Raw genomic sequence first — 19,643 nt, 5'->3', positions numbered from 1 at the left:
TCATGAAGAATATAGTATGAGCAGGCTGCCACGCTGGTGTTAGTGTCGCGGTGTTCTTGTGCCGTGCTGGAAATTCATGTCAGGTATTCATTCAATCGGCGTGCTCTCAATCGGGAGTTTGTTGGCGTACTGTATTACGGCCCAGCAAATGGCCCAGCGCGAAGGTTGACATGGACAAGATCGATACGGCTACCGATATCCCAGGCAATGATCAATACCGAACGCTGTGCCTGTTTTACCGTTTCACGAAAAGCCCGAAAAAATTCAGCCCCATCCACAAGAAATGCGGCCCGATCGGCATGTTCGACGCGCCAACAGCTAGCCCCTGGCTTCAAGATGGTGGAGTGGGGCATTACGTGTTGAGATGCCCGATGGGCTTGATTATCACACTCGGCGGACTGACGACCTGCACCTCGATGTGCGCTGTGGCCAGTGCTCTTGCGAGTGCAATAAACTCCTCCAGTCCTTTGACAGTCGCGATGACAGCGAGAAGCTCCGGGCCACCCGAAGCATCGATTTCTTCCAGCTGAGCTGGAGGCTCGTCAGGATGAAGCGCGCAAAATAAAGAGTGGTTATAGTTGGCTGGCAAGATAATTTCTATCTGCTGCGCATCGCCCAGCAACGGTGGTATTGATTCGATCGTTTCATGGCCGCGCCAGGCTAACTTGATCAACGGTTCCTTTTCCATTATCAACTCCTGATTCGTTCCATGGGAATATTGCTCCATCTTTCATTGGGGGCAAATACCAAAGCTTGAATAGTATGAGTTAGTTGATTGCTCGTCCGTTCGTTGTCGTACATAAAGGCGGGAGCGGAGAGCGACGCCCCCCGTACGACCCGCGACCGTTGAATGGATGGAAAAGCTTCCGAGACCGGGCGACTGGGTCAGGCTCGGCCGCAGCAACCTCCAAAGCCAACCGTACCGGAAACAGGCATGTTTTTGGACCTCGGCGCATGGTATCGCATGCGAAACCACGCATTCCGCTCACCGCTGCACGGCGTAACGAAACATTGTCAAAGAAGACGGAAGTCAGGCTTTTTTCCTCAAGTCCAGATTGCATCCATTACGAGGAGAATGCGCGGCCCGCTCCCGGCAGTGACGGAGGGTGAACGATGGATTGCACCTCTTCGAATATTCTCCTGCCACAACGAACCTTTCAAGAGCAAGACGTCGAATGGTGCGGCTGCCTCAACTGTCGTTCTGGTGTCGAACAGGCCGGAAGCGTCATCGGCAAGACCCAGCGATCCCTGTCCGAGCTTGCTACGATCCACCCACTTGTCGTCAATCCATTCTGTTCCCTGTCCACGATAGGTGCAAATGAGACGGATGCCTGTGCGATCCACGTGAAAACGAGGGCACATGGCTTTGCTGGACACTTCCAGACGTAGGGCGATTTCATCGCAACCAAGAAGCTCCGAGTAAATATCAGCAATGAGCGAAATATCCTGGGCCATTGCTCGTCGGCCCGGAAGGTCTGGCAAGAAATCAAGCTCCAGGCCTTCACCGGCCGGAATAACGATACGGAAACCATTTCTTAAATGGCTATTTACCGGCCTCTGCTGCAAGTAAGCCTCGATACCAGGATCGACCTGCCGCCGCCACCGAACAACCTGGATAAGCGGATGAAAAATCCGTATCAGGTCCACTGGCTCAGCCGTAGTGCATGCATACGGATGAGATATTTGATCTTGCGACGATTTTTGAGAAGGCTCGGCATGCCTATCCATTGCTTGAACAAAGCTGGCCTCGCGACTATCCTGTAGCAGATTCGGATCGATCATCTCAATGGTAGCCAGTTCATCATTCATCGTCGATTGCGCCGCCTTCCTGGATACTAGATTCGATAACTTCGCTCATAACGTTCGTGACGCTCTTGTGCTTCAATGCAGAGCGTCGCCGTCGGTCTCGCCAAAAGGCGCGCGATGCCGATAGGCTCCCCAGTTTCCACGCACCAGCCATACGTCCCAGCCTTGATACTCAGAAGGGCATCCTTGATTTTCTTGAGCAATTTACGCTCGCGGTCCCTCACTCGGAACTCAAGGGAAAATTTCTCCTCCGTACTTGCCCGGTCGTTTGAATCTGACTCCGAAACAATAGCCTGCATCTGCTCGAGCGTGCTTTGGGCGTTGTCCAGCAACATGCGCCACTCATCTTCCAGCCGGAAACTTCCAGCCGGAAACGAAAGAATTCCAATTGCGCCGCGCACATGTACTCCCCGGACGGAACCTCGCGAATAGCGCGCTCCACGGAGGAGGAGTGCTTAGTTTTCATGACATATCATAGTTAAGCCAAGCTGGCGTATGCAGAGCATGCGAACTTCTATCGGTTCCATCAGCCTCGTACGGCCCATTATTTAAAAAGCTCGTTAAACGCACGCTGATACCAATCCAGGATTCTTTTCAAGTGCGTTTCTCCATAATGATGAATGAAGCGGAGTGTCTCCTCATGCCGTGGCTGGCGAAATACGGTTAATCGCTTTTGAATGAATTCCTGAGTCAGTGGAATCCCGCAGCCGTGCTCAATACACCGGCGCCACTCATCGAAAGTCTGTGGAATTACCGCGCTCATATATGTTCCGTTGCCTCTTCCGCGAGCGCTGCCGCCGCAACCCACTCGGGAAACGGGTCTGGCAGCTTCCGCCAGTAGTCCAGGCCCTTGCGGATTTCATAAGACCGAAGCTGGCATTCGGAAAAAGCTTTTTTTATCAAATCCCGATCCATATCGCGGCCGATGAAGACGATTTCATTGATTCTGTCTCCGTATGGCCGTCGCCAGTTCTGCTCTATCGATGCACGCTCTTCGCTTCCTTCCGCTGGCCAGCGCTCTTTCGGCACCGCCGCCCACCAACGCCCCACGGGCTCCACATTGGCGATGTTGCCACAGCGCGAATAGGAGATTGCCCATTCAGGACGGCTTGCCAGCCACACATAGCCTTTCGCCCTCAGGATCCCCGGTAGCGGGCGCTCGATAAAAGCTGCAAAACGTTGGGGATGCAATGGTGCATGCAGGCGCAACACGAAACTGACGATGCCGAATTCCTCTGTTTCCGGCATATGTTCTCCGGCAAGTTCTTTAAACCAACCCGCCATCTTACTGGCACAATCCAAGTCGAATCGCCCTGTACCGAGGATTTCGTTCAAGGGAACATCACCATGCCTGGCGAAAGTTATTTCCGCTCCCGGATTCAAGGCCTTGATCACACCCATGACTTCACTGAGTTGGCCCGGTGTTACCTTATCTATCTTGCTTATCACGATTACGTCCGCGAATTCGATCTGCTCCGTCAATAGGCCAGCCAGAGATCGATTGTCTTCATCACCCGCCACTTCGCCGCGCTGGGCCAGCAGGTCTTCGCTGGAAAAATCCCGAAAAAGGTTTACTCCATCGACCACAGTGACCATAGTATCTATCCGGGCGATATCGTTGAGCGAATTGCCGCCCTCATCCCGGAAATCAAATGTTGCTGCGACAGGCATCGGTTCGCCGATTCCGGTCGATTCGATCAGGAGATAATCGAAACGACCCTCGGCGCAGAGCTTGCGTACTTCTGTAAGCAAATCCTCGCGCAAGGTGCAGCAGATGCAGCCGTTGCTCATTTCCACCAATCTTTCTTCAGTACGCGATAAAGCGGCGCCTGCGTTTTGGGCGCCTCTTTCGATGAGCGAGGCATCGATATTCACTTCGCTCATGTCGTTAACGATTACCGCTACGCGCAACCCCTCACGATTGGCCAGAACGTGATTAAGCAAGGTCGTCTTGCCTGCACCGAGGAATCCCGAGAGTACTGTCACCGGCAAGCGTTTTTCCATTGTTTCCATTACAACCTCGTCATCTGGTTTGGCACGCTACTAATGAGACTCTCTCGTTCTTGTCGAGCGTGCCTGCGCGCTGCCCATGCCACAAAGAACAGGCCTGCGAGAAGCATGGCGTAGGTGCTTGGTTCCGGAATCGGCGAAACAGCAAAATTCAGATGGAAAGTACCCGAATCCTTAATGGACGAGCCTGTTTCCGTATTCAGCAACTCAAAAGTCGCAGAGTAGATGCCGCCAGGAGCGGATGCGTCGACCCAGTAGATTGGCTTGAACTCGAAGTTATTACTGATGCCCAGGTTGAATACATCACCGGTGCTATAGATATCTTTTGTCGTTGCGGTTCCGACATGCAGCCCCTGCGTGCTCTCGACAAGCCTGAGGCCAAGCTCCACATTGTTCAGCGATCCCGACCAGCGATTGTTGCTGCTCTGAAACAGGATGTCCTCCATGCTTCCCGATGCGTGGCCCGCGAGAGACTGGATCGACGCAATGCCGAGATGGCTGTATTCCGAACTACCTACGGCGCTGCGCAATGTTCCATCATAGAGTCCGCTGCCCAACTCAAGTGGCAGGGGATTTTCGAGTGAAGAAATTTCGGGAATACGATTATTCGCATTGGTAGGCAGTACATTGGGGGCGGATGCTGTCCCGCTGTAGCTGTAGGCGCCGATACCGTGAAAATGCTCGCCGTGATCGAGCAATAGAGTGAGGCGGTCCACGTTGGGGTTGGGCAACCCGGCATAAGTGCCTGAAGCGATAGTCGCCAGCCCATCGTACCCGATGTAGAAGCCGATACCTTCATCATGCCGCGATGATGCCGAAATATTGAAGGAAGCCATCATAATAGCCCAGCCAGCCAAGCCGGCATATAACACGTTGGAACGCATATACTTTCTCCGTGTGCAGTTGTAAGATAAAGTTGTGAGATAAAATCGTAGCCATCGATGCATAAGCCGAGCTTATACGGGAGTGACGCTATTGATAATAGTTTATCAATAGCGCTATGGTCAAGAACGATTATTGCTCAAGGGATTTTTTGGCGGCGCTAAGCTCAGGCATTCAACCTCTACCGCCACTCATATTTCTTTTGTTTAACTTTTATCGGGATAAGATGCGTGGAGCGTAATACCCGGCAGCGCAACGCTATTCTCGGCGTGATTACAGAAGCCGGGAGACCACTTTCGACACAGGAAATCCTAGTGGAGGGGCAGGTCGCCGTGCCATCGCTGAGTATCGCGACGGTTTACCGGACGCTGAAGGATCTGATCACTGAAGGCTGGATCGTGCCGGTAAAACTTCCCGGCGAGGCGGATCGCTACGAGCTTACAAAGCTGGGGAAGCATTACCATTTCAAGTGCAGCTCATGCAGCAAGGTTTTTGATATCCATGAGAGGATCAAGAATAATAATCTTCCGGCACCCGCCGATTTCATCGTCGAGAGTTATGATCTTATTCTTTATGGTCGCTGTAGCGAGTGCGTTCCGAAGCCTGGAGATACGGAGTCGGGAGCGGCAAAACACTTGGTTTAAAGGGCGGCGGGCCTGTTAATCTCTTCGGGTCAATTCTCCGCTCCCCGCGCAATTGATAGAGTAGTCTATTCGCGATAGCCATCCTCGCTGGGAGCGGATCGGCGCAGTCTGGCACAACTTACGTTTCCAACCTGTTTAACCTATTTGTTCAGAAATCCAGTTTAACCGGAGGAGGATCAGAATCATGGCCAAACCCGCCATTCAAGACCGTGCTGCCGGCGCCATCATGGGCGCCTTTATCGGAGACGCCCTGGGCCTCGGCCCCCACTGGTACTATGACCTGGAGGAACTTCACCGCGACTATGGTGACTGGATCACAACTTATACCGATCCCAAACCGGGCCGTTACCATGACGGCCTCAAGGCAGGCCAGTTGTCGCAGGCAGGCATTATTCTCAGGCTCATGCTCCGTTCGCTCGTCGAGCGAGGCGGCTATGACGAAGCGGATTTCTGCAGGCGCATGGATGAAGAGCTGTTTCCTTTGCTTGATGGTACTCCAGCGAACGGACCTGGCGGATATACAAGCCAATCCATCCGCAATGCCTGGCGCAAGCGCGTCCAGCAGAAACTGCCCTGGGGACAAACGGGCGGCCATGCCGATACGACAGAAGCCATCGAACGCACGCTCGCCTTAGCCGTCCGCTATGCGACTCAGCCACACGAGTTGGCGAAAGCAATTTCCAATAATACCCACCTTACCCAAATCGACGATATCGTGCTTTCGATGACTGTTGCTTACGGGGCGGTACTGAGCCTCCTGGTGCAAGGGCACGAGTTCGACAAAAACCTGTCTGGCAAGCTGATGCAATTGGTGAAGACGGGCGAACTGCCTTTTCATGCAGTAACGCATTCAGATTTGCAACCGCCGCGCCCCGGCGACCCCGACCCGCCTCTCGCCGGGCGGTTCGCATCACCTGACGCCCTGCTGACACCTTCGTATGTTGCCACCGCCGCCGCGGACCCGGGAATACAGATAGAGCCACCCTGGAAGGTCTCCCTCGTATATGGCATGCCTTGCGCCATCTATCACCAGCTTCCCGCGGCCTACTACCTGGCTGCCCGCTTTCCTCAGGACTTCGAATCGGCTGTGCTGCACGCCGTGAATGGCGGAGGGCAAAACCAGGCGCGTGCCATTTTGACTGGCGCGCTAGCCGGAGCCCAAGCTGGACTGTCGGGTATTCCCCAGCGCTTCCTCGACGGACTGGAAGAAGGCGAAACGCTCCGACAGCTTGCAGTGGACTTGGCCGCTCAAGTAGGCACACCGTCCGCCGGGGAGAGTAAAACCCGGTAGCCCGAAGGATAATCAGAGTAAGAAATTAACCCGATCTGTTGTTTTATTGGCCAGGCTCCGGCTCCGGCTCCTGGTCAGATGGTGCGGACGTCATGCCTGGCTTTCTACCGGAGGATGCCGGGCTGGTCATATCTGCCATTACCGGCTATTTACATCATCGCTGCTCATCGCCGCATCTATGGCATTTAGCCGTGTTCGCAGCATTTCAACTTCATCCAGCAACTGCAGAGCCAGCGCTATGCCGGCAAGGTTGACGCCAAGATCGTGCTGCAGCCGCAGCGCCACTCTGGCGCGGCGCATTTGTATGCCCGTAAAGCGCCAGCGCTGAGGCTCATGCTCTTCCGCCGATTCTGGGGTGAGCAAGCCTTCGTCAACCAGTTCGATGATATAGCCGGTTTGTACGGCACAAGCGCGGCTAAGCTCGGACAGCGTCAGGGCGTTCTGCTCATCGATAACGATTGCGTTGAGCTCGGTTTGCGTCCCGGGCGGTCTTCCAGACCGGATCTCCGGCCCTCTGTTTTCATCCATCATGGCGCCACTCCAAGTTTGGCCCGGGGATTGAAAGACTTGAACTGCTCGGCCATGTCCCGGTAGAGCGACCTGGCCGCTTCATCGGTCGCTGGCGGAGACACGATACGCAGTACGACATAGAAATCTCCCGGCGTCTTGCCGGGGATGCCGCGTCCCTTCAACCGCAACTTGCTCCCTGTGGTGGAATCCGCAGGAATCTTGAGCTCAATTGTTCCGCCGGGTGTAGGCACTTTCACGGTGGCGCCCAAGGCAGTTTCCCATGGCGCCACCGGCAGATCGAGATAGACGTCGTTGTTCTCCACCCGATAGTAGGGGTGCGGGCGAAATTCAATTTCAAGATACAGATCCCCGCGTTTGCCCTGTCCCTGGCCCGGCGCGCCCTGTCCTGCAAGGCGAATATACTGCTTGGGTCGAATACCGCTCGGAATGACGACGTTGAGCTTGTGTTCGCGCGTCGATACATATCCCTGGCCATCGACTTCGGGCACTTGCAACGAGATGGTGCGGGTGGCGCCCGTGTAGGAATCTTCCAGGTCGATCATTACTTTCGCATAGTGATCCTCACCCGGAGCGTGATAGGAGGGGCTTCGGCCAGCGCCCGGCGTGCTGCCAGACCGGTTGCCCTGTGAGTGAAAGCCCCGGCCGAACAATGATTCGAAAAAGTCGCTGAACTGCGAAGCGTCCCCCCCGGTAAATCCCTGCTGCGAAAATTCGAAACCAGCATTCCAGCCCGGCGGCGGGCGGAACTCCTGATTTGCTTTCCAGTTTGTGCCGAGCTGGTCGTATGCAACCCGCTTTTCAGGGTCCTTGAGAACTTCATAGGCTTCGCCCAGCTCTTTGAAGCGGGCTTCAGCCTGGGGTTCCTTGCTTACATCCGGATGATACTTGCGCGCCAGCTTCCTGTACGCACGCTTGAGGTCGTCCTGCGAAGCATCGCGTGCGACACCCATTATTTTGTAATAATCCTTGTATTCCATCGATAAGCGAGCTTCTATAAATTGCATCGTGCAGGAATATCGCCCGCGAAATCCTATTTGCGCTTCACCGCGACCGCTTTACGGACTGACTTTATACTGGATCGTATTCTAAATTAAATGTTGCGGCACACATTCTTCCTGAAGTGGCAAATGCACTGGCCAAAACTTGGGGCTCCTGAAACGCGAGCTTTCAATGTGAAGAAGGAAAAACGATCTTACGGCCTAGCAGTCTGTCGGACTTAAAGGAAATCGGCTGAAAAAGCGTCTAGCCGGTTCATATTTCGCTGCTTTTTCGACCAATAGAGTAACTATTGGCCTTCAAAATCCTCAAAATCTGCCCTCACCCAGTCACGTTTTCGCTGCGATTCTTCAAATCCGACAGGTTGTTAGAGCTGCCGCGACAAACTCCCGAACGTCATATTATTTCCCCAGGATGAGTTTATACTCGAATCTGGGCAGCTTTCCCAGATCCGCTTTGGTCTTCCCGGGAAGAATGACCTTAGGGACGATTTGTGAGAAGTCATTCGTGGGAATCGCGACCATATAAGTGCCACGGCCCGGAAATCGACCCAGGTTAACAACGGCAAAGGTCAAAGACCCGTCTTTGGTAACGATAAAGTCATCAATTTTTCCAATTTTCTGGTTAGCATCGTTATAGACAGTTGCTTTTTTCAGCTTCGAAACGCGCCAACCGCTCGCAATAAGACGGGATTGGGCCGTGTCCGGCGCGGCGCCGTTGCTATCGGCGGCGGGCGTATCCATGCCGGGAGCTGTCGTAATGGCGCCAGGAGCAGCATTGGGCCCGGGAGCAGGACTCCTCATCGGCCTGCGGTCTGGTTTCATTCCGGGAGCGTTCGTCATGCCAGGAGCAGCAGTGGTTCCAGGAGTGTTATTCATATCCTTGCGAGTTGTATCCGTTCCGGGAGCGCTCGTCATATCCTTCTGGGCTGCTACTGCACCGATCAAGGAAAAGCTGCAAATTACCGCAATAATTATTTTTCGGATACGCTTCAGGTTCATGTCGGTCTCCTATTGATGTCCACTATCTAATTGCGCGGCCTCGCGGTGCGCTCACTTCCTGTATGCGCGCTTGATGTCGCTCCGCGAAGCATCGCGTGCGACACCCATTATTTTGTAATAATCTTTATATTCCATCATAAGCAAGCTTCTATAAATTAAATCCTGCGAGAACATGCCTGGCGAAATCTTGTTTGCGCTTCCCGCGACCGCTTTAGCGCGACCTACTTCACCGAACTGACTTTATACCTGAGCGCGTTTTAATTAAATGTTGCGGCGCATATTCTTTCTCGCGTCGCAAATGAGCTGGCCAAAACTTTCCCCTCCTGGAACTCGAGCTTCCAATATGAAGAAGGAAAAACGATTTCATGACCAGAAGCCGTCGCAACAACTCCTAGATGTCATATTATTTTCCGAGGATGAGCTTATACTCGAATCTGGGCAGCTTTTCCAGATCGGCTTTGGTCTTCCCAGGAAGAATTGCCTTGGGGACGATTTGAGAGAATCTATGTATGGGAATAGCAACCAGATAATTCCCATACCCCAGGAATCGGCCCAGGTTAACAACGGCAAAAGTCAAGGATCCATCTTTGGTAACGATAAAATCATCAATTTTTCCAACTTTCTCATTGGCATCGTTATATACGGTTGCTTTATTAAGTTTCGATACGCGCCAGCCAGTGGCAATGAGACCGGATTCAGCCGCAGAGGGTGCGAGAGCACTTTCGTAACCTTCGGCGGGCGTATTCGTTCCGGGAGCAGTGGTAATGGCGCCGGGGGCAGCAGTGGTTCCCGGAGCGCTCTTCATATCCTCGCCGGTTGTACCCGTTCCGGGAGCACTCGTCATATCCTTCTGGGCTGCCGCTATGCCGATCAACGAAAAGCTGCAAATTGCCACAATAATTATTTGTCGGATACGTTTCAGGTTCATGTTGATCTCCTATTGATTGATTGCCTGCTATTTAATTGCGCGGCCTCGCGGCGCGCCCATTTACCGAAGGTAGTCCGGCTCGACATCTGCGACGTCATGCCGGACCCCTCTGGAATCTTTATGCCCGTATCCGCTTCATCAGTAGTGATGGGGAACCTCTCGAAGGTGACAATGCCTCCTCCGCACCGTTTTGCCAGCTCTGTGTACTCTGTGTACTCTGTGTATTACGCACCGCCAGCAACGGCGGCGTCACACCTCGGCGCCAAGCGATAATGGGGTTTGCCTTCGGCAGCAAAATCGATAAGCCAGGAGGAGCACAGCCACCTGTTTTTTCAAGTTTCAGTTTTGAAAGCAATGGCGTATACCTCTCCAATCGCGCATACACAGGGAGCATGACGGGTAATCATCGGGCATAATTTTAATCAAAGCGCAGCCTGCATCCGAACCGCAAAGGGACGAGGGTGTTTAATCACTGAGGGCGAGGATTCACAACCGGTCAATTCCTGCGCGGACGCCAATTAGACGTCAACTTGTCTTATATTGTCCTGAACAAATGTAAGCGAATATCCCTCTATGAACAGTACGCCAGCGCACATAAGTTCGGGTGTATTGACGTATTCGTGCTGTATTTGTATGGTCGATCTCCCGACTGTCTGGCAATGCGGGTTATGTGCGATGGCATACAGCGAGTAAATGCAAATGCTGTATCGTAGTCGCGGCAAAGTACAGGCTAGTGGGCCATAGGCTAAACAATGCAGAGGAGGGGAAGTGATGATCAACGCTAACAGGCACCCGGGAAAGGAAGCGCCACCGGGGGAAACGAATTGCACAGAAACCGGTCTGGTAACAGAGGACGTAAAGCTTACTAAAGCGGATTCCGCGCAGCAGGGGCACGCGAAGGCAGAAGGGCAGTCTCTGCTTCCGCACGAACGGGATGAAACGACCGGCGCCGCGTCAACCGGTAATCCTAATGAAACCGTGATGGGACGTGCCGTGATGGGGCAGGCGGCGGATGATATCGAACGTGGCCTGGAGGATACCGATTGCAGGGGAATACCTTCCGATATTTTCGGCTCCGGCCACTGCTCGCTTCCTTCAGCCGGTGAAAGCAGGCACCCCGGAAAAGGCGGGGATAATCCTTCCGGCGACAAAGACAAAAAGGCCAGTAAATTCCCTTGAGTGGGCGATCCCATTAGCGTGAAAGGTTGCCGGCCGAATGTGCCGAGCCAGGCAATGGGGCTGGCATGTGCGGGCAGGGCGCGTTGCTGCCGCCAGGAATTTTTTCATTAATGAGGAGCGGTTTATGAACAGTACTGAATTCACGAAAGCAGGTTTAGTCTTGATATTTCTCGCCGTCTTTTCGATATCCGGATTTGCCGGGAACGATAACACGAGCCCGGGCACATCCTTGCCGGCCACGCAGACGCAAGGTGAGGTAGCATTTCTGTCAGGCGGTATCGGCGAGGACGAATCGGAGGCTATAAAGAAGGAAGCAATTTCATGGCCGCTCATGCTTGAACTGGCACAGGCAGCCACACCTCGCGCCGAATATATCGGTGACGTTCCGGTGACCATCAGCAATGAATCGGGCAAGATCGTGCTGGACACGATTGCGGAGGGTCCCTTCCTGCTGATAAAACTTCCCCCGGGAAAATATTCTCTGGATGCCACCTACCAGTCGATAAAGCTTTATCGGCAGCTGAACATTCAGAAGGGGCAGCATGAGAAGCTTACACTGATCTGGCCGGCCGTTCGGTAATAGCTCGCGTCCGTCCATTTTTGGGTTTTGCCAGGTCTGTTGGCGCAACTCGTTCTTTCGCTACAGTCTTCATCGGGTGCGAGACCGGTTCTACCGGTTACGACTGTAACTGTCTCGAGCGCGGCATGCCCGGCGGATCTAGTTCAGTTCGTCAACCACATCTCCTGCGGCATAGTCAGCCAGCGGGCCTTGCACCAATAGGCGATCCACCAATAATCAGGTAATCGGCCCTATCGATGGCCCCAAGTTCATCATGTTTCAACTGTCGCATTCAGAATAATGCTTCCTATGTATGTTGTCGCACTGAAACAGCCGCGTAGAGGTGTCAATATGATTGGTTATAGCTAATAAAACCATTCGATTACGTTCAGGAGCAGATCATATGAAAGCAAAAGCAACCGGTAAAACAGGCAATCGATCCACCGTCGGCGGTCCCGCTCATCAGAGTGGCACATCCGGAAATGATTTCACTGCCAAGCTTGCCGCGACACAGGAACTGGCTGCGGCGATGCCTTACAATACCAACAAGGCGCTCGAGTACGGAGACATTTCCGGCGTGCCTGAGAAAGGCCAGACGGTAGAGCCTGCCGACCCTGCTACGACGGGAAGCACGCTGACCGAAATGAACGGCTCAGATAAAACGGGCAGTGGCGATCCGCAGCCCGGCTTCAACGCCGGCAATGAACCGCTTGACCGGGTGCGGACCGATTCGAGCGGCCGGGTGCTGACGACCAACCAGGGTGTCCCTGTCGGCGATAATCAAAATTCCTTGAAAGCCGGCTATCGCGGTCCTGCCTTGCTGGAAGATTTCATTCTCCGGGAGAAGATCACGCATTTCGATCATGAGCGTATACCGGAACGCATCGTGCATGCGCGGGGCTCGGGCGCACACGGATACTTTGAATGCTATGAGTCGCTGGAGAAGTATACCCGTGCCTCTCTGTTCTCAGTCGCCGGAAAGCAAACGCCCGTATTCGTACGCTTTTCAACGGTATTTGGGGAACGCGGTTCGGCCGACACGGTGCGGGATGCACGGGGCTTCGCCGTGAAATTCTACACGGACGAAGGAAATTGGGATCTGGTGGGAAACAATATTCCCGTATTTTTTATCCAGGACGCAATGAAATTTCCGGATCTGGTGCACGCGTCCAAGCCTGAACCGCATTTCGCCATGCCGCAAGCATCGACCGCGCACGATACTTTCTGGGACTTTGTTTCGCTTATGCCGGAATCGATGCACATGCTGATGTGGGCAATGTCGGATCGTGGGATACCGCGCAGCTTTCGCATGATGCAAGGTTTTGGCGTTCATACTTTCCGACTGGTGGCAGCCGAGGGCGAATCGAGTTTTGTGAAGTTTCATTGGCAGCCGCTCGCCGGGACTCACTCGCTTGAATGGGACGAGGCGGTTAAAATCTCCGGCGCCGATCCCGACTTCCACCGCCGCGACCTATGGGAAGCAATCGAGTGCGGAGCCTACCCAGAATATGAGCTTGGCATGCAAATTTTCACTGAAGCGCAAGCCGAGGAATTCAGCTTCGATGTGCTGGACGCGACGAAAATAGTCCCGGAAGAGCTCGTGCCGGTTATGCCCGTCGGCAAAATGACGCTCAACCGGAACCCGGATAATTTCTTTGCGGAAACAGAGCAGGTTGCCTTTTGCGCGGCGCATATCGTGCCTGGGCTGGATTTCAGTAGTGACCCGCTGCTGGCAGGCCGCGTTCACTCTTACGTCGATACCCAGATATCGCGCCTGGGCGGGCCGAATTTCCACGAAATACCCATCAATTCTCCGGTGGCGCAAGCGCATAATAATCAGCGGGATGGAATGCATCGTCAGGCTATCAATCGAGGCCGTGTTGCCTATGAGCCGAATTCGCTGGGAGGAGGGTGCCCATTCCAGGCCGGCGCAGCCGGCTTCACCTCATTTCGCGAACCGGTGGAGGGGGATAAGGTGCGTGGAAAGCCGGAGCGGTTCGCCGACCACTATACCCAGGCAACATTATTCTGGAACAGCCAGGCCCCCATCGAAAAAGCCCATATCATTAACGCGTTTCGTTTCGAGCTGACGCGGGTGCAAACACCCGCGATACGGGAACGCATGGTGTCGCTGCTCGTCAATGTTGCGGAGGATCTGGCGGAAAGTGTCGCCGATGGACTTGGGATGCGTGTTCCGCCTGCTCAACCGAGGGCAACGCAAAATCCACCTGTGCCGGAAGTGATGTCGTCGCCCGCACTTTCGCTTTTTGCCAGGCCGGGCGAGAGCAGCATCCGCACCCGCAGAATCGCGATTCTGGTCGCGGATGGGGTAGATGGGAAGTCCGTAACGGCATTATATGCCGGACTCTTGGGTGAGCAAGCCGTGCCGCGCTTTGTGGGTACGCGCCTCGGCACCGTACAGGCCGGCGATAGTAACGCGATCGAAGTCGACGCCACCTTTGAAACAATGCCATCCGTTCTTTTTGATGCCCTCGTAGTGCCCGGTTTTCGCGAAGATAGCACGGTTCTGGCGCATTCTGCGGACGCGGTCCAATTCATCAAGGATCAGTATCGCCATTGCAAGCCCATCCTGGTACTGGGGAATGCCAGGAATATGATTAAAAGCGCGGGTGTAAAATTGAAGCTTCCGTCCGGCGAGCTTGATCCTGGAATTCTTTACTTTCCGGAGGGCAACCTTGACGATATCCTGCCGCAGTTTGTTGAAGCGATTGCCGCGCACCGCCACTTTGAAAGGGAAATCGAACCGCCTCGATCAATGTAACCCAGTCAATGTAACTCGGTCAATGTAACGAACTTGCGGATACGTGACAGCCGGCATGCGGGGCTGTCCTACATATCAAGGACGGAATAATTCGCGAGCGGATGAAAACGATGTAACTTCACTTCTGCGATGAGCCGGGACGGCAAGCAAAGTGTGCGCGTCTCCATTTTACAGCGCGTGCCCACGGTGCGTCCTCGACGCTCTGCATTGCAGAGTTGCCGGGCCAACTGCGGCACAAGAATCTTTCCCTCGTCTGTACACGGTATCTCTGCCCATGTTCTTCCAAATGAATTCATCTGCCACTTTGATGATGGCGCTCGTTTTATCATTGGCTGGCACGTTTTTCAACGTGGCTCTCGCGGACGAACAGATTCGTGAATCCACCCCCGCGCCGGCACAAACTGCCCCGGCACAGCTCACCCCAGCGCAAGCCAAGCACACGCTTTCCATTCTTCAGGATGAAAGGAAACGAGCAGAGCTCGAAGAAACCCTGAATGCAATAGCTCAAGCCACAGGCGGAGCACCGGCCGATGCAGACGCATCTGCTGCAACTGCTACGCCCGTCGCGCCTGCCGAACCGGCGGCGGAAAAAAAAGCACTGCCTATAGAGCTGGCGGAGGGTGGCCTGATTGCTCAGGTGTTTGACCTGTTGGCAAAACGCGTGGATGCGGTTGTCGGCCAGCTGCGATCCACCGCGCGCATGCTGTTTCAGATAAGGACAGTGGGCGACTGGTGGGAGTATAACCTGGGTGTACCGGAGCGCCGGGCGGTGGTGCTCGATGCGCTGTCGGAGACAGCCCTCACGCTGGCCGGAGCGCTTCTCGCGTATTGGCTGCTGGAGTTTGCGCTCCGTCGGCCTCGCAGGCTGGTTGAGGACCACGCGGCGGCTCGCCAGGCCGCCAGGCAACCGGTCCCTGTGCAATCGAAGGTGAAGGCGGAAGCCGCCCCCAGTCCGGCTTCCCCGAGTGAACACACTATTGCGTCCATGCGAAAGGTACCGGCCGCTGATCGCCACTGGAGCCTTCTGCGCCGACTGCCGTTTGCCGTTGCACACTGGGTACTGGAATTGCTTCCACTGACTGCTTTTGTTGCTGTCGCCATCGTATTGCTGAATGCGTTCGGTGGCCGGTCCACTCCGTTTTACAGCGCCACCATCTTGATAGTCGGTGCGTACGCCGCCACGCGAATAGCGTTGAGCGTGGTTCATCTCATGGCGTCGCCGCTCGGGCAGGGCCTGCGGCTGATGCACATCAGCGATGGCGCGGCGGATTTCCTGAATCGCTGGCTGCGGTGGATTGTCGTAGTCGCCGTATTTGGTACCGCCATCGCCGATATCGCCCTGCAAACGGGCGCGACCTCCGATACGCACCTTGCGCTTTCCCGGTTGGTCAGCCTGGTTGTTCATGTGATGTTGTTGATCATGGTCTTTCGCAGTCGAAAAGCGACTGCAGCCGCTATCCGTGGTACCGTTTCGGATAGCCAGGATTTGTTCGGGATTCGCGGGATGCTGGCGGATAGCTGGTCGTTTGTCGCGACATTCGTTATCGTCGCCATGTGGTTGCTGTGGTCGGCAGGGGCGGAGAATGGTTTTCAGCATGTGCTTCAGGTCTTTGCATGGTCGGCGGCAGTGATCGTCTGCGCGAGTTTGGTGTCGATTTTTGTCTTGGGCGCGATTGACCGCGCATTCATCGAAAATATCGAAAACAAACGGGCACAGTTGGGGCAATCCGACCAGTCCAGGGATATACCGCCAGAGTCCGCCGCAAAGAATACTTATCACCTGCTGGTGTATCGCGCGGTCTCCACGTTGATCGGCATCGTCGCGTTCATTGCGTTGCTGCAAATATGGGGCGTGGATACTCTTTCCTGGTTTGAAAGCGGGTCGGTAGGGCGTCGCCTTGCTTCCGCCGTCGCCACGATCGCCGTTACCTGCATAATGGCGTTCATGGCGTGGGAGGCGCTCAACAGAGCGATGCGCCGGCGCATCGACCAGTGGACGGAGGTGGGGGATGCCGCGCGAGCCGCACGGCTTCGCACTTTGGTGCCCATGTTGCGCGCCACCGTGTTCTTTATCATTGGGCTGATCGTGCTGCTCGCAGCACTGAACGAGCTGGGTATTACTATTGGGCCGCTGTTGGCGGGCGCCAGTATTATCGGCGTCGCGTTGGGTTTCGGCTCCCAGAAGCTGGTGCAGGATTTCATTACAGGCCTCTTCCTCCTGATGGAAAATGCCATTCAGGTTGGCGACTTCATCACCGTGGCAGACGTATCGGGATCGGTCGAGCACCTGTCGATACGTACCGTGCGTCTACGTGCTTCCGATGGTGCGTTGCATGTTGTGCCGTTCAGTTCCGTTACAACCGTGACCAATGTCAATCGCGGCATTGGCAACGCCTCCGTCCGAGTCAGCGTAACGGCCGACTCGGATGTAGACAGGGTTCTTGAGGCGATCACGAGCGTGGGCGAAGAGATGCGGGCCGATCCACGATTCAGGGATCTGATCCTCGCGGATGTGGAGATCTGGGGAGTGGATCAGGTCGATGGCTCAATGATTACCATTCTTGGGCAGATACGCACCCTGGATAGAGGTCGATGGCCAGTGCAGCGTGGCTTTAACCGGCTCATCCTGCAGCGCTTCCGGGAACAGGGCATCCAGTTTGCCAATCCACAGAGAAGGCAGGTGATGGCTCAATTGCCCGGATTTTCCTCAACGCATCCTTCGGAAGCCGAGGCAGGGGTTGACGCTGCCGCTGTCGTGATGGCAGCGCACCAGAATGAAGAGTCCAAAAAAAGCTAGGTGAAGAAGGCCATCACCGATCTGCTGGGCGGGGTCAACGTGCCGGGTGCCATGTTTCTTCCGGTTTTCCTTCCCGCAGGATGATGACATCCGACAGATTTGATAGAATCCCGACTCACAGTCAAGTTGCTGAAGCCATATGGCAGTGTGTTGCTTATCCAGATAAAACAAGGGGGCCGATATGAAACTAGAATCGCTGGCATTGCACTATGGGTATGAATCCGAAGCGACGACGAAAGCGGCGGCGGTTCCCATATATCAGACGACTTCCTACACCTTCGACAATACCCAGCACGGTGCCGACCTGTTCGACCTAAAGGTGGCGGGGAATATTTATACGCGCATCATGAATCCCACCACCGCCGTGCTGGAAAAGCGCATCGCGGAGATGGAGGGCGGGGTTGGCGCGCTAGCCGTGGCTTCCGGCATGGCGGCGATCACTTATGCCATCCAGTGCATTACGAGTGCTGGCGACAATATCATCAGCACTACCCAGCTCTATGGCGGCACTTACAACCTGTTTGCCCACACGTTTCCGCGGCAAGGCATAGAGGTGCGCATGGTCTCGCACGATGACTATGGCGCTGTAGAGAAACAGATAGATGACAATACCAAGGCGATTTTTTGCGAATCGATCGGAAATCCCGCCGGTAATGTCGTCGATATTGAAAAATTGGCAAATATCGCGCATAAGCATGGCTTGCCGCTCATTGTGGACAGCACCGTTTCCACGCCTTACCTATGCCAGCCTTTCAAGTTTGGCGGCGATATCGTTGTACACTCGCTCACGAAATACATCGGTGGCCATGGCACGACAGTAGGCGGGGCGATAGTCGATTCAGGGAAGTTCGACTGGGTAAAGCACAAGGACCGGTTCAAGCTCCTGAACGAGCCCGATCCGTCCTATCACGGGGTTGTGTATACCGAGGCTTTCGAAAACGCAGCGTATATCGGCCGCTGCCGGGTTGTGCCGCTACGCAATACCGGCGCGGCATTGTCGCCGCACAGTGCTTTTCTACTGCTGCAAGGACTGGAAACGCTGGGTCTGAGGATGGATCGGCACTGTGAAAATGCATTGAAGGTCGCGCAATTTCTGGAGCAGCATCCAAAAGTGGAGTGGGTCAATTACGCGGCATTGCCAAGCAACCGGTATCATGACCTGTGTAACCGGTTAAGCAAGGGAAAGTCCTCAGGTCTGCTGAGCTTCGGGATCAGGGGCGGAGCTGCTGCCGGTGCGCAGTTTATCGATGCGCTGAAGATGATTTTGCGCCTGGTCAATATCGGCGATGCGAAGTCGCTCGCTTGCCATCCCGCATCCACCACACATCGGCAGTTGAGCCCGGAAGAGTTGAAAGAGGCGGGGGTTTCGGAAGGTCTGGTCAGAATATCCGTGGGCATCGAGCACATCGAGGACATCATCGAGGATATAGCCCAGGCGCTGGATGCGGCTGATTGAGATTTACACCGGGATTTTCATGGAATAACTGCTCGCCACACGTCCTCCGCCGGCGTATCTCCAGTATTGACCGCTTTGCGAAAAATACTCATTTGCGGAGGAGAGGCGAGATCCGTGCGGGTAAACGATATAAAAAGCAGCAACGTATGATTGTTGTAATAGGTCTCGGCCAGGAACACGGGCGTGGACTGGACAAATTGCTCTGACGGCAACTTGAAGATGTCCAGGTAGAACTTCACATATCCGGTCTGAAATTGTGCTTTGTATATAGCCAATTCCGGGAGGGAAACCGGAATAAACTGGCTGGAGGCAGGCGGCATACCGAAAAAATCGCTACCGAATTCCGTTCCCATCGCATTAACGATTACATTAATCCTGTACGTTGCGTTCTTCTCGTCTTTCTGAACAGAAAACCCCTGTTTTCCCAGCCACCCCACCAGTATTTTCTGCAGAAGAGCCTGGTCCGGGCTTATTCCAGCCGTGTTCAATATCACACCCGCACCCGAAGGAATAGAAAGCATACGTTGAGATTCGGCAGGCAGGCTCCGCAGTACTGCTTCACTGATAAGGAGTTGCTCGATAGCGGTTCTTGGCGACTGGGTTGTTCTTTGGGTAGTCGAGCAGCCTGCCGCCAACCCAATACAGACGGCACTTACGGCTACGTTCTTCAACAGCCTGATCATTCGTTCCATTCGTCGACGTCTCCAGCCGGACTATCGGTTGACATCGCGCGTCAACCGAATACCGGAAAATTACCGCACGTGCTTGCCGGGAAGAAATT

General features: G+C 54.6%; 18 protein-coding genes. 7 read left to right on the top strand and 11 right to left on the bottom strand.

From position 1 onward, the window contains the following. Positions 1-134 precede the first annotated feature (134 nt). The 6 genes from KJS40_RS07910 to KJS40_RS15310 form a co-directional block, all read right to left on the bottom strand. Positions 135-353: a hypothetical protein gene (locus KJS40_RS07910; protein WP_213537011.1), complete on the bottom strand. Its 219-nt coding sequence runs from the start codon at positions 351-353 to the stop codon at positions 135-137. Continuing rightward, complete coding sequence (locus KJS40_RS07905) at positions 353-688, bottom strand: hypothetical protein (RefSeq protein ID WP_213537010.1); 336 nt, start codon at positions 686-688, stop codon at positions 353-355. Before KJS40_RS07905 ends, KJS40_RS07910 begins: the two co-directional genes overlap by 1 nt. A 356-nt stretch (positions 689-1,044) precedes the next feature. Then, positions 1,045-1,809, bottom strand: coding sequence for a DUF1826 domain-containing protein (locus KJS40_RS07900; protein WP_213537009.1), 765 nt, complete (start codon positions 1,807-1,809; stop codon positions 1,045-1,047). A gap of 26 nt (positions 1,810-1,835) precedes the next feature. Next, positions 1,836-2,207, bottom strand: coding sequence for an RNA polymerase-binding protein DksA (dksA, locus tag KJS40_RS07895; RefSeq protein WP_348529517.1), 372 nt, complete (start codon positions 2,205-2,207; stop codon positions 1,836-1,838). 358 nt (positions 2,208-2,565) lie between these two features. Then, positions 2,566-3,819, bottom strand: a complete 1,254-nt coding sequence (locus KJS40_RS07890; protein ID WP_213537008.1) for a GTP-binding protein — start codon at positions 3,817-3,819, stop codon at positions 2,566-2,568. Then, positions 3,819-4,700 carry an all3515 family Zur-repressed PEP-CTERM protein gene (locus KJS40_RS15310; protein ID WP_244859499.1) on the bottom strand — a complete coding sequence of 294 codons (882 nt, stop codon included), beginning with the start codon at positions 4,698-4,700 and terminating at the stop codon, positions 3,819-3,821. The genes KJS40_RS07890 and KJS40_RS15310 overlap by 1 nt, the downstream gene beginning before the upstream one ends. 228 nt (positions 4,701-4,928) lie before the next feature. On the opposite strand from KJS40_RS15310, the gene KJS40_RS07880 reads away from it, so the two are divergent. Both KJS40_RS07880 and KJS40_RS07875 read left to right on the top strand, forming a co-directional pair. After that, positions 4,929-5,342: a transcriptional repressor gene (locus KJS40_RS07880; protein ID WP_213537007.1), complete on the top strand. Its 414-nt coding sequence runs from the start codon at positions 4,929-4,931 to the stop codon at positions 5,340-5,342. Between the two features lie 184 nt (positions 5,343-5,526). Next, positions 5,527-6,633: an ADP-ribosylglycohydrolase family protein gene (locus tag KJS40_RS07875; RefSeq protein WP_213537006.1), complete on the top strand. Its 1,107-nt coding sequence runs from the start codon at positions 5,527-5,529 to the stop codon at positions 6,631-6,633. 138 nt (positions 6,634-6,771) lie between these two features. Here KJS40_RS07875 and KJS40_RS07870 read toward each other — a convergent pair whose 3' ends face one another. The 4 genes from KJS40_RS07870 to KJS40_RS07850 form a co-directional block, all read right to left on the bottom strand. Continuing rightward, on the bottom strand, positions 6,772-7,164 hold the full coding sequence (locus KJS40_RS07870; RefSeq protein WP_244859498.1) for a chaperone modulator CbpM: 393 nt from the start codon (positions 7,162-7,164) through the stop codon (positions 6,772-6,774). Continuing rightward, complete coding sequence (locus KJS40_RS07865; protein ID WP_213539776.1) at positions 7,161-8,141, bottom strand: DnaJ C-terminal domain-containing protein; 981 nt, start codon at positions 8,139-8,141, stop codon at positions 7,161-7,163. Before KJS40_RS07865 ends, KJS40_RS07870 begins: the two co-directional genes overlap by 4 nt. A 420-nt stretch (positions 8,142-8,561) precedes the next feature. Next, a complete protein-coding gene (locus KJS40_RS07860; protein WP_213537005.1) occupies positions 8,562-8,903 on the bottom strand; it encodes a PRC-barrel domain-containing protein in 342 nt (113 codons plus the stop codon). 661 nt (positions 8,904-9,564) lie between these two features. Next, on the bottom strand, positions 9,565-10,089 hold the full coding sequence (locus tag KJS40_RS07850; RefSeq protein ID WP_213537004.1) for a PRC-barrel domain-containing protein: 525 nt from the start codon (positions 10,087-10,089) through the stop codon (positions 9,565-9,567). A gap of 771 nt (positions 10,090-10,860) precedes the next feature. On the opposite strand from KJS40_RS07850, the gene KJS40_RS07845 reads away from it, so the two are divergent. The 5 genes from KJS40_RS07845 (at position 10,861) to KJS40_RS07825 (ending at position 18,862) form a co-directional block, all read left to right on the top strand. After that, entirely contained in the window at positions 10,861-11,268 is a 408-nt protein-coding gene (locus KJS40_RS07845) for a hypothetical protein (protein ID WP_213537003.1), read from the top strand. A gap of 124 nt (positions 11,269-11,392) precedes the next feature. Then, the gene (locus tag KJS40_RS07840) at positions 11,393-11,848 is read left to right on the top strand and encodes a hypothetical protein (RefSeq protein WP_213537002.1); all 456 of its coding nucleotides are present in this window, start codon (positions 11,393-11,395) and stop codon (positions 11,846-11,848) included. Positions 11,849-12,230: 382 nt separating this feature from the next. Then, positions 12,231-14,609, top strand: coding sequence for a catalase (locus KJS40_RS07835; protein WP_213537001.1), 2,379 nt, complete (start codon positions 12,231-12,233; stop codon positions 14,607-14,609). 286 nt (positions 14,610-14,895) lie between these two features. Continuing rightward, a complete protein-coding gene (locus KJS40_RS07830; RefSeq protein WP_213537000.1) occupies positions 14,896-17,406 on the top strand; it encodes a mechanosensitive ion channel domain-containing protein in 2,511 nt (836 codons plus the stop codon). 181 nt (positions 17,407-17,587) lie between these two features. Beyond that, on the top strand, positions 17,588-18,862 hold the full coding sequence (locus tag KJS40_RS07825) for an aminotransferase class I/II-fold pyridoxal phosphate-dependent enzyme (protein ID WP_213536999.1): 1,275 nt from the start codon (positions 17,588-17,590) through the stop codon (positions 18,860-18,862). 17 nt (positions 18,863-18,879) lie between these two features. Here KJS40_RS07825 and KJS40_RS07820 read toward each other — a convergent pair whose 3' ends face one another. Continuing rightward, positions 18,880-19,554, bottom strand: coding sequence for a hypothetical protein (locus KJS40_RS07820; protein WP_244859497.1), 675 nt, complete (start codon positions 19,552-19,554; stop codon positions 18,880-18,882). Positions 19,555-19,643 lie beyond the last annotated feature (89 nt).

The sequence above is a fragment of the Nitrosospira sp. NRS527 genome, assembly GCF_018406445.1.
GTDB classification, from domain to species: Bacteria; Pseudomonadota; Gammaproteobacteria; order Burkholderiales; family Nitrosomonadaceae; genus Nitrosospira; species Nitrosospira briensis.
Note: the sequence above shows the minus strand (reverse complement) of the source record. Positions and strands in the feature narration are given on the sequence as shown.

Bases quoted from the DNA above. Each gene is read 5' to 3' on its own strand.
- KJS40_RS07850 (WP_213537004.1), bottom strand. From the start codon at position 10,089: ATGAACCTGAAACGTATCCGACAAATAATTATTGTGGCAATTTGCAGC.
- KJS40_RS07890 (WP_213537008.1), bottom strand. From the start codon at position 3,819: ATGGAAACAATGGAAAAACGCTTGCCGGTGACAGTACTCTCGGGATTC.
- KJS40_RS07845 (WP_213537003.1), top strand. From the start codon at position 10,861: ATGATCAACGCTAACAGGCACCCGGGAAAGGAAGCGCCACCGGGGGAA.
- KJS40_RS07870 (WP_244859498.1), bottom strand. From the start codon at position 7,164: ATGATGGATGAAAACAGAGGGCCGGAGATCCGGTCTGGAAGACCGCCC.
- KJS40_RS07830 (WP_213537000.1), top strand. From the start codon at position 14,896: ATGAATTCATCTGCCACTTTGATGATGGCGCTCGTTTTATCATTGGCT.
- KJS40_RS07820 (WP_244859497.1), bottom strand. From the start codon at position 19,554: ATGGAACGAATGATCAGGCTGTTGAAGAACGTAGCCGTAAGTGCCGTC.
- KJS40_RS07835 (WP_213537001.1), top strand. From the start codon at position 12,231: ATGAAAGCAAAAGCAACCGGTAAAACAGGCAATCGATCCACCGTCGGC.
- KJS40_RS07900 (WP_213537009.1), bottom strand. From the start codon at position 1,809: ATGAATGATGAACTGGCTACCATTGAGATGATCGATCCGAATCTGCTA.
- KJS40_RS07865 (WP_213539776.1), bottom strand. From the start codon at position 8,141: ATGGAATACAAGGATTATTACAAAATAATGGGTGTCGCACGCGATGCT.
- KJS40_RS07875 (WP_213537006.1), top strand. From the start codon at position 5,527: ATGGCCAAACCCGCCATTCAAGACCGTGCTGCCGGCGCCATCATGGGC.
- KJS40_RS15310 (WP_244859499.1), bottom strand. From the start codon at position 4,700: ATGCGTTCCAACGTGTTATATGCCGGCTTGGCTGGCTGGGCTATTATG.
- KJS40_RS07825 (WP_213536999.1), top strand. From the start codon at position 17,588: ATGAAACTAGAATCGCTGGCATTGCACTATGGGTATGAATCCGAAGCG.
- KJS40_RS07905 (WP_213537010.1), bottom strand. From the start codon at position 688: ATGGAAAAGGAACCGTTGATCAAGTTAGCCTGGCGCGGCCATGAAACG.
- KJS40_RS07910 (WP_213537011.1), bottom strand. From the start codon at position 353: ATGCCCCACTCCACCATCTTGAAGCCAGGGGCTAGCTGTTGGCGCGTC.
- KJS40_RS07860 (WP_213537005.1), bottom strand. From the start codon at position 8,903: ATGGATACGCCCGCCGCCGATAGCAACGGCGCCGCGCCGGACACGGCC.
- KJS40_RS07840 (WP_213537002.1), top strand. From the start codon at position 11,393: ATGAACAGTACTGAATTCACGAAAGCAGGTTTAGTCTTGATATTTCTC.